The following is a 16,003-nucleotide window of genomic DNA, read 5'->3' on the forward strand; positions in this document are numbered from 1 at the left end:
TTATTTATAGTTCATTACTTTAGCTACGTAAGCTCAAAGTAAAGTGCCGGTAAAGGCGCTTTGCTTATCCGTCTTCAGTGCTTATCGTTCAGCCTCCTCAAAAGAATTCTTTCCCGCACAATGGTCGATCAACCCATGCTTTCTCGTTCCCGTTCCTCCCGTCGCTGGCTTGTCGGCCTGCTGATCCTGCTGCTGGTCGCTGGCCTCGGCTGGTGGCTGTGGCCGTCGCCGGTCGCGCAAAAGGCCGCTGCTGCGCCGGGTGGCAAGGGTGGGCGGCCGGGCTTTGGCGCGTTCGCAGGTCCGGTGCCGGTGCGGGTCGAGCCGGCGACGGTTGGCGACTTCCCGGTGTACCTCAAGGCCCTGGGCACGGTGACGGCGACCAACACGGTCAACGTGCGCAGCCGGGTCGGTGGCGAGCTGGTCAAGGTCAACTTCCAGGAAGGGCAGAAGGTCAAGGCCGGAGACCTGCTGGCCGAGATCGACCCGCGCAGCTACCAGATCGCCCTGCAACAGGCCGAAGGCACCCTGGCGCAGAACCAGGCGCAACTGAAAAACGCCCAGATCGACCTGCAGCGCTATCAAGGCCTGTACGCCGAAGACAGCATCGCCAAGCAGACCCTGGACACCCAGGCGGCGCTGGTCGGCCAGTACCAGGGGACGATCAAGACCAACCAGGCGGCGGTAGGTGACGCCAAACTCAACCTCGAATTCACCCGCATCCGCGCGCCGATCAATGGCCGTCTGGGGCTGCGCCAGCTCGACGTCGGCAACCTGGTGGCGGCCAACGACACCACCGCGCTGGTGGTCATCACCCAGACTCAGCCAATCAGCGTGGCTTTCACCTTGCCCGAATCGGAGCTCAACACGGTGCTGGCGCGCTACCGCAGTGGCGCACAATTACCGGTCGAGGCCTGGGACCGCAGCGATGCCAAGCAGCAGGCGGTTGGTGTACTGCGCAGCCTCGACAACCAGATCGACACCACCACCGGCACCCTGAAGTTCAAGGCCTTCTTCGAGAACCAGGACGAAGCGCTGTTCCCCAACCAGTTCGTCAATGTGCGGCTGCTGGCCGACACCTTGAAGGGCGTGGTGCTGGCGCCTTCGGCGGCAATCCAGTTCGGTACCGACGGCTCGTTCGTCTATGTCATGGAAGGCGACAACAAGGTGCGCATCCGCCAGCTCAAGCTGGGTGCCAGTGACGGCGACCTCACCGTGGTCACCGAAGGCCTGGCCAAAGGCGAGCGGGTGGTGCTCGAAGGCACCGACCGCCTGCGCGATGGCAGCGACGTCGAAGTGGTTAACGACAGCGCCGACGTTCCCGTCACCCCAGGCCAGCACCTGCAGGGCCAGGACAACAAAGACGCTTCCGCCGCGACCGGCGCTCAGGGCAAGGCCGGCGCATGAACCTCTCGCGGCTGTTCATCCTGCGCCCGGTGGCGACCACCCTGAGCATGCTGGCCATCGTTCTGGCCGGCCTGATGGCTTACAAGATGCTGCCAGTGGCGGCATTGCCCCAGGTCGATTACCCGACCATCCGGGTCATGACCCTTTATCCCGGCGCCAGCCCCCAGGTGATGACCAGCGCGGTCACCGCACCCCTTGAGCGTCAATTCGGGCAGATGCCCGGCCTGACCCAGATGGCCTCGACCAGCTCCGGCGGTGCCTCGGTGCTGACCCTGCGCTTTAGCCTGGACATGAACATGGACGTCGCCGAGCAACAGGTCCAGGCGGCGATCAACGCCGCCAGCAACCTGCTGCCCAACGACCTGCCGGCGCCGCCGGTGTACAACAAGGTCAACCCGGCCGACACCCCGGTGCTGACCCTGGCGATTTCGTCGAAAACCATGCCGCTGCCCAAGCTCAACGACCTGGTCGACACCCGGGTGGCGCAGAAGATTGCCCAGATCGGCGGCGTCGGCATGGTCAGCATCGCCGGTGGCCAGCGCCAGGCGGTGCGAATCAAGGTCAACCCCGACGCCCTGGCCTCGGCCGGGCTGAACCTGGCCGACGTGCGCACCCTGATCGGCGCCTCCAACGTCAACCAACCCAAAGGCAACTTCGACGGCCCGACCCGGGTCTCGATGCTCGACGCCAACGACCAGCTGCGTTCGCCCGAGGAATACGCCAACCTCATCCTCGCCTACAAAAACGGTGCGCCGCTGCGCCTGAAGGACGTCGCCGAGATCGTCGACGGCGCCGAGAACGAGCGCCTGGCCGCCTGGGCCAACCAGAACCAGGCGGTACTGTTGAACATCCAGCGCCAGCCCGGGGCCAACGTCATCGAAGTGGTCGACCGGATCAAGGCCATGCTGCCGTCGATCACCGACAACCTGCCGGCGGGCCTGGACGTCAGCGTGCTCACCGACCGCACCCAGACCATCCGCGCCTCGGTCAAGGACGTACGCCACGAGCTGTTGATCGCCATTGCCCTGGTGGTCATGGTCACTTTCGTGTTCCTGCGCCGCTTCAGCGCTACCATCATTCCGTCGGTGGCCGTGCCGCTGTCGCTGATCGGCACCTTTGCGGTCATGCACCTGGCTGGCTTTTCGATCAACAACCTGACCCTGATGGCCCTGACCATCGCCACCGGCTTTGTGGTCGACGATGCCATCGTCATGCTGGAGAACATCTCGCGGCATATCGAGGAGGGCGAGACGCCGATGCAGGCCGCGCTCAAGGGCGCCCGGCAAATCGGCTTCACCCTGATCTCGCTGACCTTCTCGCTGATTGCGGTGCTGATCCCGCTGCTATTCATGGCTGACGTGGTCGGCCGGCTGTTTCGCGAGTTCGCCATTACCCTGGCGGTGGCGATCCTGATTTCCCTGGTGGTGTCGCTGACCCTGACGCCGATGATGTGTGCACGCTTGCTCAAACGCGAGCCGGCGATCGAGGCGCAGGGCCGTTTCTACCGGGCCAGCGGCGCCTGGATCGACTGGATGATTGACTACTATGGCCGTGGCCTGCAGTGGGTGCTCAAGCACCAGCCGTTGACCCTGCTGGTGGCGGTGGCAACCCTGGGTCTGACCGTGCTGTTGTACCTGGTGGTGCCCAAGGGCTTCTTCCCGGTGCAGGACACCGGGGTGATCCAGGGCATTTCCGAGGCGCCGCAGTCGGTGTCGTTCACCGCCATGAGCCAGCGTCAGCAGGAGCTCAGCGCGGTGATCCTCAAAGATCCGGCGGTACAGAGCCTGTCGTCCTACATCGGCGTCGATGGCGACAACGCCACCCTCAACAGTGGCCGCCTGCTGATCAACCTCAAGCCGCATGGCGAGCGAGACCTTACCGCTGCCCAGGTGATTGCCCGGCTGCAGCCGCAGGTCGACAAACTGCTCGGCATCCGCCTGTTCATGCAGCCGGTGCAGGACTTGAGCATCGAGGACCGGGTCAGCCGCACCCAGTATCAGTTCAGCCTGTCATCGCCCGATGCCGAGTTGCTGGCGCAGTGGAGCGGCAAACTGGTCGATGCCCTGCAGCAGCGCCCGGAGCTTGCCGATGTTGCCAGCGACCTGCAGGACAAAGGCCTGCAGGTGTTTCTGGTGATCGACCGCGACGCCGCCAGCCGCTTGGGCATCAACGTCGCCGACATCACCAATGCCCTGTATGACGCCTTCGGCCAGCGGCAGATTTCGACCATCTACACCCAGGCCAGCCAGTACCGCGTGGTGCTGCAGGCCGAGGCGGCGTCGAGCATCGGCCCGCAAGTGCTTGAGCAGATTCACGTCAAGGCCAGCGACGGCGGCCAGGTGCGGCTGTCGAGCCTGGCGCGCATCGAGCAGCGCCAGGCGCAACTGGCGATTGCCCATATCGGTCAGTTCCCGGCGGTGATGATGTCGTTCAACCTGGGCCAGGGTGTGGCCCTCGGTGAAGCGGTCAAGGTCATCGAGCAGGTGCAGCAGGACATTGGCATGCCGGTGGGCGTGCAAACCCGCTTCCAGGGCGCGGCCGAAGCCTTCCAGGCCTCGCTGTCGAGCACCTTGCTGCTGATCCTGGCGGCGGTGGTGACCATGTACATCGTGCTTGGTGTGCTGTACGAGAGCTACATCCACCCGGTGACCATCCTCTCGACCCTGCCGTCGGCGGCGGTGGGCGCCTTGCTGGCGTTGATCCTCTCCGGCAACGACCTGGGCATGATCGCCATCATCGGCATCATTTTGCTTATCGGTATCGTCAAGAAGAACGCGATCATGATGATCGACTTCGCCCTGGAGGCCGAGCGCAACCAGGGCATGGCCCCTGAAGCGGCGATCTACCAGGCGGCGCTGCTGCGCTTCCGGCCGATCCTGATGACCACCCTGGCGGCGCTGTTCGGCGCCATCCCGCTGATGCTTGCCACCGGTTCCGGCGCCGAACTGCGCCAGCCGCTGGGCCTGGTCATGGTCGGTGGGCTGCTGGTCAGCCAGGTGCTGACGCTGTTCACGACGCCTGTCATCTACTTGTACTTTGATCGGTTGTCGAGGCGCCTTCGCTCCCGTGGCCTGACTGGAGACTTGGTGTGATCGGCGCCAGCTACAAGCTGCAAGCTACAAGCTGCAAGTGGTCTGGTGTAGGACCGCAGTTGCAGAGGTCACCTCAAACTGCTTGCAGCTTGAAGCTTGCAGCTTGGAGCTACCGCCCATGAACCTGTCCGCGCCTTTCATCGCCCGCCCAGTGGCGACGATGCTGCTGAGCCTGGCAATCATGCTGCTCGGTGGCGTCAGTTTCGGCCTGTTGCCGGTGGCGCCGTTGCCGCAGATCGAATTCCCGGTCATCGTCGTCCAGGCCAACCTGCCGGGCGCCAGCCCCGAGGTCATGGCCTCGACCGTGGCCACGCCGCTGGAACGCTCCATGGGCGCCATCTCCGGGGTCAACACCCTGACCAGCAGCTCTAGCCAGGGCTCGACCCGGGTGATCCTCGGCTTCGACCAGGGCCGTGACATCGACGCGGCGGCGCGTGAAGTGCAAGCGGCGATCAATGCCTCGCGCAACCTGCTGCCCAGCGGCATGCGCAGCATGCCGACCTACAAGAAATACAATCCGTCGCAAGCGCCGATCATGGTCCTGGCGCTGACGTCCAGCGTGCTGCAAAAGGGCCAGTTGTACGATCTCGCCTCGACCATCCTGTCCCAGAGCCTGTCCCAGGTGCCGGGGGTAGGGGAGGTGCAGATCGGCGGCAGTTCGCTGCCAGCGGTGCGCGTCGAGCTCGAACCGCAGTTGCTCAACCAGTATGGCGTGGCCCTCGATGACGTGCGTCAGACCATCGCCAATGCCAACCAGCGCCGGCCCAAGGGCTTTATCGAGGACGGCCAGCGCAACTGGCAGGTGCAGGCCAACGACCAACTGGAGAAGGCCAAGGACTACGAACCCCTGGTGATTCGCTACCAGGACGGCGCGGTGCTGCGCCTGAGCCATGTGGCCAAGGTCAGCGACGCGGTGGAGAACCGCTACAACAGCGGCTTTTTCAATGACCAGGACGCGGTGTTGCTGGTGATCAACCGCCAGACCGGCGCCAATATCATCGAGACCGTGAACAGGATCAAGGAGCAACTGCCGGCCCTGGAGTCGCTGATGCCCGCCAGCGTCAAGCTGGACGTGGCCATGGACCGCTCGCCGGTGATCAAGGCGACCCTCAAGGAAGCCGAGCACACCCTGATCATCGCCGTGGTGCTGGTGATCCTGGTGGTGTTCCTGTTCCTTGGCAACCTGCGCGCCTCGCTGATCCCGACCCTGGCGGTGCCGGTGTCGCTGGTTGGCACCTTCGCGGTCATGTACTTGTGCGGCTTCTCGCTGAACAACCTGTCGCTGATGGCCCTGATCCTCGCCACGGGCCTGGTGGTCGACGATGCCATCGTGGTGCTGGAGAACATCTCCCGGCATATCGACGAGGGCGTGCCGCCGATGCGCGCCGCGTACCTGGGCTCCAAGGAAGTCGGCTTCACCCTGCTGTCGATGAACCTGTCGCTGGTGGTGGTGTTTGTCTCGATCCTGTTCATGGGCGGCATCGTCGGTTCGCTGTTTCGCGAATTCTCCATCACCCTGGCGGTGGCGATCCTGGTGTCGTTGCTGGTGTCCCTGACCCTCACGCCGATGCTCTGCGCGCGCTGGCTCAAGGCCCAGCCGGAGGGCGAGCAGACCCGCCTGCAACGCTGGAGCGAGCAGCTCAACCAACGCATGATGGCCGGTTATGGGCGCAGCCTGGACTGGGTCATGCGCCATCGGCGCCTGACCCTGCTGAGCCTGTTGGTGACCATCGCGGTCAACATCGCCCTGTATGTGATGGTGCCCAAGACCTTCCTGCCGCAGCAGGACACCGGCCAGTTGATAGGCTTTGTCCGTGGTGACGACGGCCTGTCGTTCCAGGTGATGCAGCCGAAGATGGAAATCTACCGCCGCGCCTTGCTCGCCGACCCTGCGGTGCAAAGCGTGGCCGGCTTCATCGGCGGCAACAGCGGCACCAACAACGCCATGGTGCTGGTGCGCCTCAAGCCGATCGGCGAGCGCAAGGTGTCGGCGCAGAAGATCATCGAGCGCCTGCGCAAAGAGCTGCCCAAGGTGCCCGGCGGACGGCTGTTCCTGATGGCCGACCAGGACCTGCAGTTCGGCGGTGGCCGCGACCAGAGCAGCTCGCAGTTCCTCTACACCCTGCAAAGCAGCGAGCTGTCGGCCCTGCGTGAGTGGTACCCGAAGGTGGTCGCTGCGTTCAAGGCCCTGCCGGAGCTGACCGCCATCGACGCCCGCGAGGGCGGCGGTACCCAGCAGATCACCCTGGTGGTCGACCGCGAACAGGCCAAGCGCCTGGGCATCGACATGAGCATGGTCACCTCGGTGCTCAACAACGCCTACAGCCAGCGGCAGATCTCGACCATCTACGACAGCCTCAACCAGTACCAGGTGGTGATGGAGATCAACCCCAAGTACGCCCAGGACCCGCGGACCCTGGAGCAGGTGCAGGTGATTACCGCCGACGGCACCCGGGTGCCGCTGGCCACCTTCGCCCATTACGAGAACAGCCTGGCCGACGACCGCGTCAGCCACGAGGGCCAGTTCGCCTCCGAGAGCATCAACTTCGACATCGCCGAAGGCTACAGCCAGGACCAGGCCATGGCCGCGGTCGAGCGGGCGGTGGCCAAGGTCGGCCTGCCCGAGGACGTGATCGCCAAGCTCGGCGGCACCGGTGACGCCTTCGCCGAAAGTCAGAAGGGCCAGCCGTTCATGATTCTCGGTGCCTTGCTGGCGGTATACCTGGTGCTGGGCATTCTCTACGAAAGCTACATTCACCCCCTGACCATCCTCTCGACCTTGCCATCGGCCGGGGTAGGGGCCTTGCTCACGCTCTACGTGGTCGGCAGCGAGTTCAGTCTGATTTCCCTGCTCGGGCTGTTCCTGCTGATCGGCGTGGTGAAAAAGAACGCAATCATGATGATCGACCTGGCCCTGCAGCTGGAGCGCCATGAGCAGCTGAGCCCGGAGGCATCGATCCGCCGCGCCTGCCTGCTGCGTCTGCGGCCGATCCTGATGACCACCCTGGCGGCCATCCTTGGCGCCTTGCCGCTGCTGCTCAGCCATGCCGAGGGCGCCGAGATGCGTCAACCGCTGGGCCTGACCATCATCGGCGGGCTGGTCTTCAGCCAGATCCTCACGCTTTACACCACCCCGGTGGTCTACCTCTATCTGGACCGCCTGCGCCATCGCTTCAACCACTGGCGCGGCGTGCGTACCGATGCTGCTTTGGAAACCCCGCTATGACCCGACGTCCGTTTCTTTCCGACCGTTCGCTGCAGCCGTTGCTGGCCGCCCGCGGCTCGCGCCTGCTGGCCTGCGCGCTGAGCCTGGCAATGCTCAGCGCCTGCACCCTGAGCCCGGACTACCACCGGCCGGAAACCCCGGCGCCGGTAGCGTTCAAGCACGCCGAAGGCTGGACCCAAGCCAACCCCTCGGACGCCATCGCCCGCGGTGCCTGGTGGGAGTTGTACGGCGATGCCCAGCTCAATGGCCTGGTCGAGCAGCTCAATGCCAGCAACCAGACCGTCGCCCAATATGCCGCCCAGTACCGTCAGGCCCAGGCCCTGGTGCGCAGCGCCCGTGGCGCACTGTTCCCAAGCCTCGACCTGTCGGCCGGCAAGACCCGCTCCAGCCAGGGCACCGGCAGCTCAAGCTCGAGCCTGAGCAATAACAGCAGCGGCATCCGCAACACCTACAGCACCCAGTTGGGGGTGAGCTGGGAAGCCGACCTGTGGGGCAAGCTGCGTGACGGCCTGGCCGCCAACCAGGCCAGCGCCGAGGCCAGCCTCGCCGACATGGCGGCGATCCGCCTGAGCCTGCAATCGGAGCTGGTGCAGAATTACCTGCAGTTGCGGGTGATCGACGAGCAGAAACGCCTGCTCGAGGCGACGGTCGAGGCTTACGAGCGTTCGCTGAAGATGACCGAGAACCAGTACCGTGCCGGGGTCTCGGGCAAGGACGCGGTAGCCCAGGCGCAGACCCAGCTGAAAAGCACCCAGGCCGACCTGATCGACCTGGTGTGGCAGCGCGCGCAACTGGAAAACGCCATCGCCGTGCTGCTGGGCAAGGCGCCGGCCGAGTTCGCCCTGGCCGACAGCAAGGCCATCCCGGTGCTGCCGCAGGTGCCAGTGGCCTTGCCCTCGCAGTTGCTTGAGCGCCGCCCGGACATCGCCAAGGCCGAGCGCAACGTGATGTCGGCCAACACCAGCATCGGCGTGGCCCGCGCCGCCTACTTTCCGGACCTGACCCTGAGCATGAGCGGCGGCTACAGCAGCAGCAGTTTCAGCGACTGGATCAGCCTGCCGAACCGCTTCTGGTCGGTCGGCCCGCAACTGGCCATGACCCTGTTTGACGGCGGCCAGCGCGCCGCCGAAGTCGATCGCAGCGAAGCGGTCTACGACCAGACCGTGGCCCAGTACCGCCAGACTGTGCTCGACGGCTTCAAGGAAGTGGAAAACTACCTGGTGCAGCTCAAGGTCTTTGAGGACGAAGCGCGGGTGCGCAGCGAAGCCCTGGCCTCGGCCCGCGAATCCCTGCGCCTGACCAACAACCAGTACAAGGCCGGGCTGATTGCCTACCTGGACGTGGTCAACGTGCAGACCACCGCCCTGAGCAACGAGCGCAGCGTGCTCAACCTGCTGCAGGGACGGCTGGTGGCCAGCGTGCAGTTGATCGCGGCGTTGGGCGGTGGGTGGGACTCACAGGCAGCGTTTTCTGAACAAAGTGATTGATATAAAGTGTTATAAAACAAGTGGATAGATAGCTTTGTTAAGGTTATCTATTCGGATTAGAAGCCTCCGGTGCAGATTGCACTGTTTATCGTTATATGACTTTAACTATATCTATTAAGACATTGTTTTATATGGAGTTTATATTCTAGAAATTGCCTGAGATGGCGATGATTCGCTATTGCCATCTTCCACCGAAAACTCCGTGCGTTTCGCCAAAGGTTGAGTACAATCATCGGCTTTTACCCGGGCCTTGCCAGTGCCCGGCCTACGGGTTGTGGAAGGCCTCATGCTGATCGGTAGTTATTCCTCTTCGCTGGTATTGATTTCGCTGTGTGTGGCCATCCTTGCTTCGTATACCGCCCTGGACCTGACCGGCCGGATCACCACCGCCAAGGGCCGTGCGGTGTACCTGTGGATCTGCGGCGGGGCCCTGGCCATGGGGACCGGAATCTGGTCGATGCACTTTATCGGCATGCTCGCCCTGAGCCTGCCGATCGAGCTGGGCTATGACATTACCCTGACCCTGTTGTCGCTGCTGATCGCCGGGCTGTCGTCGGGCTTTGCCCTGTGGCTGGTCAGCCAGCCGACCTTGCCCTGGCTGCAACTGGGGTTCGGTGCGCTGATCATGGGCAGCGGCATCAGCAGCATGCACTACACCGGGATGGCGGCGCTGCGCATGGCGCCGGGCATCGACTACGACCCCACGCTGTTCAGCGCCTCGTTGCTGATTGCAGTCGGTGCTTCGGCGGCAGCGTTGTGGATCGCCTTCCGCCTGCGCCAGCAAACCCTGTACGTGCGGCAGATTCGTGGCGGCGCGGCGATCATCATGGGCATGGCGATCGTCGGCATGCATTACACCGGCATGGCCGCGGCGAACTTCCCTGAAGGCAGCTACTGCGCAGCGCTGGGCAAGGGCCTGAGTGGCAACGGCCTGGATTACCTGGTGCTGATCACTACCCTGGCGGTGCTGGCCGCAGCCTTGCTGACCTCGGTACTGGATGCCCGCCTGGAAGCCCGTACAGCCGAACTTGCGCGCTCGCTGACCCTGGCCAACCAGGAACTGACCCAACTGGCCCTGCATGACACGCTCACCGGCCTGCCGAACCGTACGCTGCTGGCCGACCGTATCGAGCAGGCGATCAGCAAGGTGGCCGAGCAGGGTGGTTGTTTCGCCCTGATGTTCATCGACCTGGACGGCTTCAAGCCGGTCAACGACGCCTTCGGCCACCATATGGGCGACCAGTTGCTCAAGGAAGTCGCCCTGCGCCTGCGCGGCCATCTGCACAGCCAGGATACCCTGGCGCGAATCGGCGGCGATGAGTTCGTGCTGCTGGTCGACTTGCAGGAAGCCGATGACGCCGTGGGTGTGGCGGCCAAGCAGGTCAACCTGATTTCGCGCAGCTTTCGCGTCGCCGAGCAGAGCCTGCAGATTTCGGCGAGCATCGGTATCGTCCTGTACCCGGGCAATGGCATCGACCAGCATGAGCTGCTGCGCAACGCCGACGCGGCCATGTACCACGCCAAGAGCGCCGGCAAGAACGGCTACAGCTTCTTCGACGTGTCGATGAACAGCAACGCGCGCCTGCAACTGCAACTGCTGCAGGATTTGCGCGTGGCCCTGGAGCAGGGGCAGTTCTGCCTGTATTACCAGCCCAAGTTCGATGCCCACAACTGCCAGCCGATCGGCGCCGAGGCACTGCTGCGCTGGGAGCACCCGCAGCATGGCCTGATGCTGCCGGACCGCTTTATCGTCCAGGCGGAGAAGACCGGGCTGATCATCCCGATCGGCGAATGGGTGCTGGACGAGGCCTGCCGGCAGATGCGCATCTGGATCGATCAAGGCCACAGCAACTGGCGCATCGCGGTGAACCTCTCGGCCATCCAGTTCTGTCACACAGGGCTGGTCGAGAGTGTGGCCAAGGTGCTGGCGCGGCATCAGTTGCCGGCCAACAGCCTGACCCTGGAAATCACCGAAACCACCGCCATGCGCGACGCCGATGCCAGCATGCAGGTGCTGCAGCGGCTATCGGACATGGGCGTGGACCTGTCCATTGACGACTTTGGTACCGGCTATTCGAGCCTGATGTACCTCAAGCGCCTGCCGGCCAACGAGCTGAAGATCGACCGAGGCTTTGTTCGCGACCTGGAGCAGGACAGCGACGATGCCGCCATCGTCTCGGCAATCGTCGCCCTGGGCCAGGCATTGGGCTTGCGGATTGTTGCCGAAGGGGTCGAGACCGATCGCCAGCAGAGTTTCCTGACCCGGCTGGGGTGTGACTCGTTGCAAGGGTATCTGCTCGGCCAGCCACAGCCGGCCGAGCGCTTCATTGCCGATATCGAGCGAGGGCGCGAGCCCCTGGCCGCCAGCTGATCAGCCGGCGGCGCGCAGGTTGCAGGAGGTCTGGAAGGCGTCGAGTTCCGCCTCCACCGCCTCGATGATGCGTTCGACGTCAGCCGCAGGCATCAGCGTGGCACAGGGAATGCCGGCAACCGCCAGCAAGGTTTCGCCGGTGGCCCGGTCGAACAGGCGCGCCACCATGCTGCGCGGGGCGTCCATGCTGGCCTCGAAGCCCAGCGGATGAAAATGCCAGCGCATCATCTGGCAGGCGTTGGGGAACGTCAGCTTGTTCATGCCGGCCTCCGTGTACGGTGAACCTCACGCAAGAGTGGGCGGGTCGGTGGGACCCGACGGGAAACCTAAACATAGCATCACTGGCGCCAGTGTCCGGCGCCGATCATGACGGTTTTCCGATTGTTTGACCCAGGTCACGCTCACTGGAGGGCAGGGCGGACACTTTCCCTTTCCCGGCAAACGTTTGCCGGCAATATTTCACCGCGTGCTGTCGCGCTGTTCTGCTATTTTTACCGGCAGTCGGCTGGGATGCTTGCCAGGGAGTTTCAGACCAATGGCGCGTCCGGGTTCAGTCAAGGAGACCGTCCATGCGTTATTCCGCGCTCACCCAACGTATCGCCGGTGACGGTGCTGCAGCCTGGAACATCCACTACCGTGCCGTCGAACTGCAAGGCCAGGGCCGGGACATCATCCTGCTGTCGATTGGCGACCCGGATTTCGATACCCCTCAGCCGATTGTCGATGCCGCCATCGACAGCCTGCGCGCCGGCCATACCCATTATTCCGATGTGCGCGGCAGCGAAGCCTTGCGCAGTGCCATTGCCGCTCACCACACCCGACATAGCGGGCAGCCGGTCGACCCGCTGGAAGTGGTGGTGCTGGCCGGGGCGCAATGTGCGCTGTATGGCGTGGCCCAGTGCCTGTTCGACCCGGGCGATGAGGTGATCGTCGCCGAGCCCATGTACGTGACCTACGAGGCGGTGTTTGGCGCCTGCGCAGCCAGGGTGGTACCGGTGCCGGTGCGCCCGGAGCAGGGCTTTCGGGTCGACGCCGATGATGTCGCTCGGCTGATTACCCCGCGCACGCGCGCCTTGCTGCTCAACAGCCCGCACAACCCCTCCGGCGCCAGCCTGCCCAAGGCCACCTGGCAGCGCCTGGCGCACCTGTGCATCAAACATGACTTGTGGCTGATCTCCGATGAGGTCTACAGCGAGCTGCTGTTTGAGGGCAAGCATTTCAGCCCGGCCAGCCTGCCGGGCATGGCCGAGCGCAGCGCGACCATCAACAGCCTGTCCAAGTCTCATGCCATGTCCGGTTGGCGGGTCGGTTGGGTAATCGGCCCGCAGCTGTTGACCGAGCACTTGAGTAACCTGGCCCTGTGCATGCTCTATGGCCTGCCGGACTTTATCCAGAACGCCGCCCAGGTGGCCCTTGAGCAAGACCTGCCCGAGGTGCGGCAAATGCGCGACACCTACCGTGAGCGGCGTGACCGGGTCTGTGCCAGCCTTGAAGGCTGCCCGGGCATCCGCGTGCACAAGCCCGATGGCGGCATGTTCGTGATGGTCGATATCCGCGAGACCGGCATGGGTGCCCAGGCTTTTGCCGAGCGCCTGCTGGAGGAACATGGGGTATCGGTGCTGGCCGGCGATGCCTTCGGCCCCAGCGCCGCCGGGCACCTGCGTTTTGGCCTGGTGCTCGACAGCGAGCGCCTGGAGCAGGCCTGCCAGCGCATTGCCCGCTGCGCCGCCGAGGTGCTCGAAGGCGTGCCGTCAGTTCAGCAGGCCGGCGGCAATATTGATGGTAAAACCCAGAATCGCGGTGTTGAAAACAAAACCTACCAGTGAATGGGCCAGGACGATGCGGCGCATCTGCCGGTCGGCCACGCCCACGTCCGAGGTTTGCACGGCGACGTTGAGGGTGAAGGAGAAGTAATGAAAATCCCAGTAATCGGGGTTCAGCTCGCCATCGGCAAAGCGCAGTAGCGGCTCCTTGCTGCCGGCGGTGTAGAACAGCCTGGCGTAGTGCAGGCTGAAAATCATGCCGATCATCAGCCAGGAGCCGGCGACGGTGAAGCCGGTATAAACGTAGTGCAGCATCTGCGAGCCGCCGACAAGACCACGGCTGGCGGCCAGTTGCAGGGTCACTGCGGCGAGGCTGGCGATTGCCGCGATGCTGACGGTGAACAGCACCAGCCCCGCGTTTTCATCCTCGATGCAGGCCACTTCGCGCACCTTCTCGGGGCTTGCGCGCAGCGTCAGCCACAGCACCAGCAGCAGGTACAGCCAGACCCCGATGTTCCAGCCGGTGAGGATGTGCTGAACCAGGCCATCGGCCGGGATCAGCCAGCCGCTCAGGCTGCCGACAACGGCAGAAAAACTCAGGCGCGGGTGGGTGCGGGTCAGTCGATGGAAAGCCATGGGGCCTCAGGTCGGGAGGGTATCTGGGCAACTGTAGCCCATCGCCTCGGCCACCGGACACGGAAATGCTTGCTGGCAGGCGTGGCCTTGGGCATTCTTGCGCGCCTTGTATGCTCATGGATGACGCCGCCTTTGTTTGCCCCCTCTCTACGCCTGGCCGCTTGCGCCCTGGGCGCTGCCCTGTCGCTCGGCGGTTGCAGCCATGGCATCGAATCGATGCCGCTGGAATTCAGTTCGTTCACCTATCACGACGGCTCCTACTATCTGCGCTTTCGCAGCGATGAAGAGATTGTCAGCCTGTTCAAACGGCACACCGGCGACGGGCAGATCGGTGAGTGGCTCAAGTGCGCCCTGGATGACGACCAGGACTTCACCGTCGGTCATGCCATGATCTACAACCTGGGCGGCGGGGTGGACTTCGAGGGCATCTCCGAAGTCCGGGGCTACAACTATGTGGTCTGGGCACGTTTCAACAAGACCACCCCGGACCGCAGCACCGAGACGGCGCTGCTCAAGCCGGCAATCCATCGCCTGCTGGCGGGCAAGACCAGCATCCCCTGCAAGCTGAGCATCACCGCCTTCCCCTACAACGCCTACTACTCGAAAACCATGCAACTGCCGGTCGCCCAGGTGCTCAGCGAAGTGGCCAAGCACCGCGACCGGCTGCCGGAGTGGGTTCCCTACCAGGTGGATGCCGGTCGTCCGCCCCTGGTACCGCAGATCGAGCCTGTGCCGCTGTACGGCAAGCGTCTGCAGATGATCGATACCGACACCGGTAAACCGCGCGGCTATGTGCCGTACATCGTCAAGCGCCGCGATGGCTACCTGGAGCGGGGCGAGACCGATTACGACGGCTTGACCCATGAAGTCCTGTCGCTGACCCCGGAGACCGTGCAGTTGTACCTGGATGAGCCGGTGCCATGAAATTGCCCTCAATCGATTCCAAGGGCGTCGATGAGGTACTATCGGGATTCTTGCCGTGGCCAAAAAGACTTGCCAATCAAAGACCTGATCGTGATGCAGGTCAGTGGCCGCGGCGCTGTCACGAGTCAGACTGGCCCGTTGCAAGCCCCTGACCTCTGTTGCGCTCTACAGGATTCCCGGTTTGTCCGATTCACTGCAAAACCCCTTGCTGCAATACCTCGCCCGCCTGGCGCCGTCCAGCCAGCTGACCATGAAGTACATCCTCCAGGATGCCGCCGACCGCCTGGGCTTCGAGGATTGCGACATCGCCGAGGTGCCCTGGCACCAGCTTGAGCCCGGGCATGTCACCGCGCTGGTAGCGGCCTTGCGCGCCGACGGCTATGCGCCGAACACCTCGTCGCTTTACGTCAACGCGGTGCGCGGGGTGATGAACGAGGCCTGGCGCCTGAGCCTGATCAGCCAGGAGCAATTGCTCAAGATCCGCACGGTCAAGCCAACCCAAGGCGCTCGATTGCCGGTCGGGCGCAACCTCAAGCGCAGCCTGATCCGCGAACTGATGGACGCCTGCGCCGCCGACCCGCGGCCCCAGGGCCTGCGCGATGCGGCGGTGATTGCCTTGTTGTATGGCACCGGCATGCGCAAGTCCGAGTCGGTCAACCTGACCTTGAGCCAGGTGGACTTTGATGAGCGCAGCCTGCAGGTGCTGGGCAAGGGCAACAAGCAACTGATCAAGTACGCACCGCCCTGGGCCTTTGAAAAGCTCAACGCCTGGCTGGCGTTTCGCCGCGAGCAGTTGCCTGAAGGGCAGGCCGACGATGAGTTCCTGTTCAACCGGATCCGCCGTGGCAGCCACATTACCCGCGAGCGCATCACCAAGCACGCGATCTACTACATTGCCCGCCAGCGCGGCACCCAGGTCGGGGTAAAGATCATGCCCCACGATTTTCGCCGCTCGTTCATCACCCGGGTGATCGAGGAGCATGACCTGTCGATCGCGCAAAAGCTTGCCCACCACACCAACATCCAGACCACCGCCAACTACGACATGCGCGATGACAACGAGCGGCGCAGGGCGGTGGATCGCTACGATTACTGACCTG

At 64.0% G+C, this 16,003-nt stretch carries 10 protein-coding genes; 8 read left to right on the forward strand and 2 right to left on the reverse strand.

Annotation, left to right across the window (positions count from 1 at the left end):
• Positions 1–120: 120 nt before the first annotated feature.
• From BV82_RS12915 to BV82_RS12935, 5 genes are all read left to right on the forward strand, one after another.
• Entirely contained in the window at positions 121–1,404 is a 1,284-nt protein-coding gene (locus BV82_RS12915) for an MdtA/MuxA family multidrug efflux RND transporter periplasmic adaptor subunit (RefSeq protein WP_036995838.1), read from the forward strand.
• A complete protein-coding gene (locus BV82_RS12920; RefSeq protein ID WP_010222017.1) occupies positions 1,401–4,496 on the forward strand; it encodes an MdtB/MuxB family multidrug efflux RND transporter permease subunit in 3,096 nt (1,031 codons plus the stop codon). Before BV82_RS12915 ends, BV82_RS12920 begins: the two co-directional genes overlap by 4 nt.
• 118 nt (positions 4,497–4,614) lie before the next feature.
• On the forward strand, positions 4,615–7,722 hold the full coding sequence (locus tag BV82_RS12925; protein WP_036995836.1) for an efflux RND transporter permease subunit: 3,108 nt from the start codon (positions 4,615–4,617) through the stop codon (positions 7,720–7,722).
• Positions 7,719–9,209 carry an efflux transporter outer membrane subunit gene (locus BV82_RS12930; protein WP_036995834.1) on the forward strand — a complete coding sequence of 497 codons (1,491 nt, stop codon included), beginning with the start codon at positions 7,719–7,721 and terminating at the stop codon, positions 9,207–9,209. The genes BV82_RS12925 and BV82_RS12930 overlap by 4 nt, the downstream gene beginning before the upstream one ends.
• A 286-nt stretch (positions 9,210–9,495) precedes the next feature.
• Positions 9,496–11,580 (forward strand): putative bifunctional diguanylate cyclase/phosphodiesterase, encoded by a 2,085-nt coding sequence (locus tag BV82_RS12935; protein WP_036995832.1) that lies wholly within the window; start codon positions 9,496–9,498, stop codon positions 11,578–11,580.
• Here BV82_RS12935 and BV82_RS12940 read toward each other — a convergent pair whose 3' ends face one another.
• The gene (locus BV82_RS12940; protein WP_010222021.1) at positions 11,581–11,841 is read right to left on the reverse strand and encodes a DUF1652 domain-containing protein; all 261 of its coding nucleotides are present in this window, start codon (positions 11,839–11,841) and stop codon (positions 11,581–11,583) included.
• 308 nt (positions 11,842–12,149) lie between these two features.
• Here BV82_RS12940 and BV82_RS12945 point away from each other — a divergent pair, with 308 nt between their 5' ends.
• The gene (locus BV82_RS12945) at positions 12,150–13,406 is read left to right on the forward strand and encodes a pyridoxal phosphate-dependent aminotransferase (protein ID WP_010222022.1); all 1,257 of its coding nucleotides are present in this window, start codon (positions 12,150–12,152) and stop codon (positions 13,404–13,406) included.
• On the opposite strand, the gene BV82_RS12950 is transcribed toward BV82_RS12945, so the two are convergent.
• A complete protein-coding gene (locus BV82_RS12950; protein WP_036995830.1) occupies positions 13,332–13,979 on the reverse strand; it encodes a DUF1345 domain-containing protein in 648 nt (215 codons plus the stop codon). The two genes, BV82_RS12945 and BV82_RS12950, sit on opposite strands and share 75 nt — an antisense overlap.
• 120 nt (positions 13,980–14,099) lie before the next feature.
• Here BV82_RS12950 and BV82_RS12955 point away from each other — a divergent pair, with 120 nt between their 5' ends.
• Together BV82_RS12955 and BV82_RS12960 are read left to right on the forward strand one after the other, a co-directional pair.
• A complete protein-coding gene (locus tag BV82_RS12955; protein WP_145997602.1) occupies positions 14,100–14,903 on the forward strand; it encodes a hypothetical protein in 804 nt (267 codons plus the stop codon).
• Between the two features lie 181 nt (positions 14,904–15,084).
• Positions 15,085–15,999 carry a site-specific integrase gene (locus tag BV82_RS12960; RefSeq protein ID WP_010222025.1) on the forward strand — a complete coding sequence of 305 codons (915 nt, stop codon included), beginning with the start codon at positions 15,085–15,087 and terminating at the stop codon, positions 15,997–15,999.
• Positions 16,000–16,003: the final 4 nt, after the last annotated feature.

It is taken from the genome of Pseudomonas donghuensis (genome assembly GCF_000696345.2).
Taxonomy (GTDB): domain Bacteria; phylum Pseudomonadota; class Gammaproteobacteria; order Pseudomonadales; family Pseudomonadaceae; genus Aquipseudomonas; species Aquipseudomonas donghuensis.

Excerpts from the sequence above, each read along its gene's own strand:
- BV82_RS12950 (WP_036995830.1), bottom strand. The coding sequence starts at position 13,979 with ATGGCTTTCCATCGACTGACCCGCACCCACCCGCGCCTGAGTTTTTCT.
- BV82_RS12930 (WP_036995834.1), top strand. The coding sequence starts at position 7,719 with ATGACCCGACGTCCGTTTCTTTCCGACCGTTCGCTGCAGCCGTTGCTG.
- BV82_RS12935 (WP_036995832.1), top strand. The coding sequence starts at position 9,496 with ATGCTGATCGGTAGTTATTCCTCTTCGCTGGTATTGATTTCGCTGTGT.
- BV82_RS12940 (WP_010222021.1), bottom strand. The coding sequence starts at position 11,841 with ATGAACAAGCTGACGTTCCCCAACGCCTGCCAGATGATGCGCTGGCAT.
- BV82_RS12945 (WP_010222022.1), top strand. The coding sequence starts at position 12,150 with ATGCGTTATTCCGCGCTCACCCAACGTATCGCCGGTGACGGTGCTGCA.
- BV82_RS12955 (WP_145997602.1), top strand. The coding sequence starts at position 14,100 with ATGACGCCGCCTTTGTTTGCCCCCTCTCTACGCCTGGCCGCTTGCGCC.
- BV82_RS12925 (WP_036995836.1), top strand. The coding sequence starts at position 4,615 with ATGAACCTGTCCGCGCCTTTCATCGCCCGCCCAGTGGCGACGATGCTG.
- BV82_RS12915 (WP_036995838.1), top strand. The coding sequence starts at position 121 with ATGGTCGATCAACCCATGCTTTCTCGTTCCCGTTCCTCCCGTCGCTGG.
- BV82_RS12920 (WP_010222017.1), top strand. The coding sequence starts at position 1,401 with ATGAACCTCTCGCGGCTGTTCATCCTGCGCCCGGTGGCGACCACCCTG.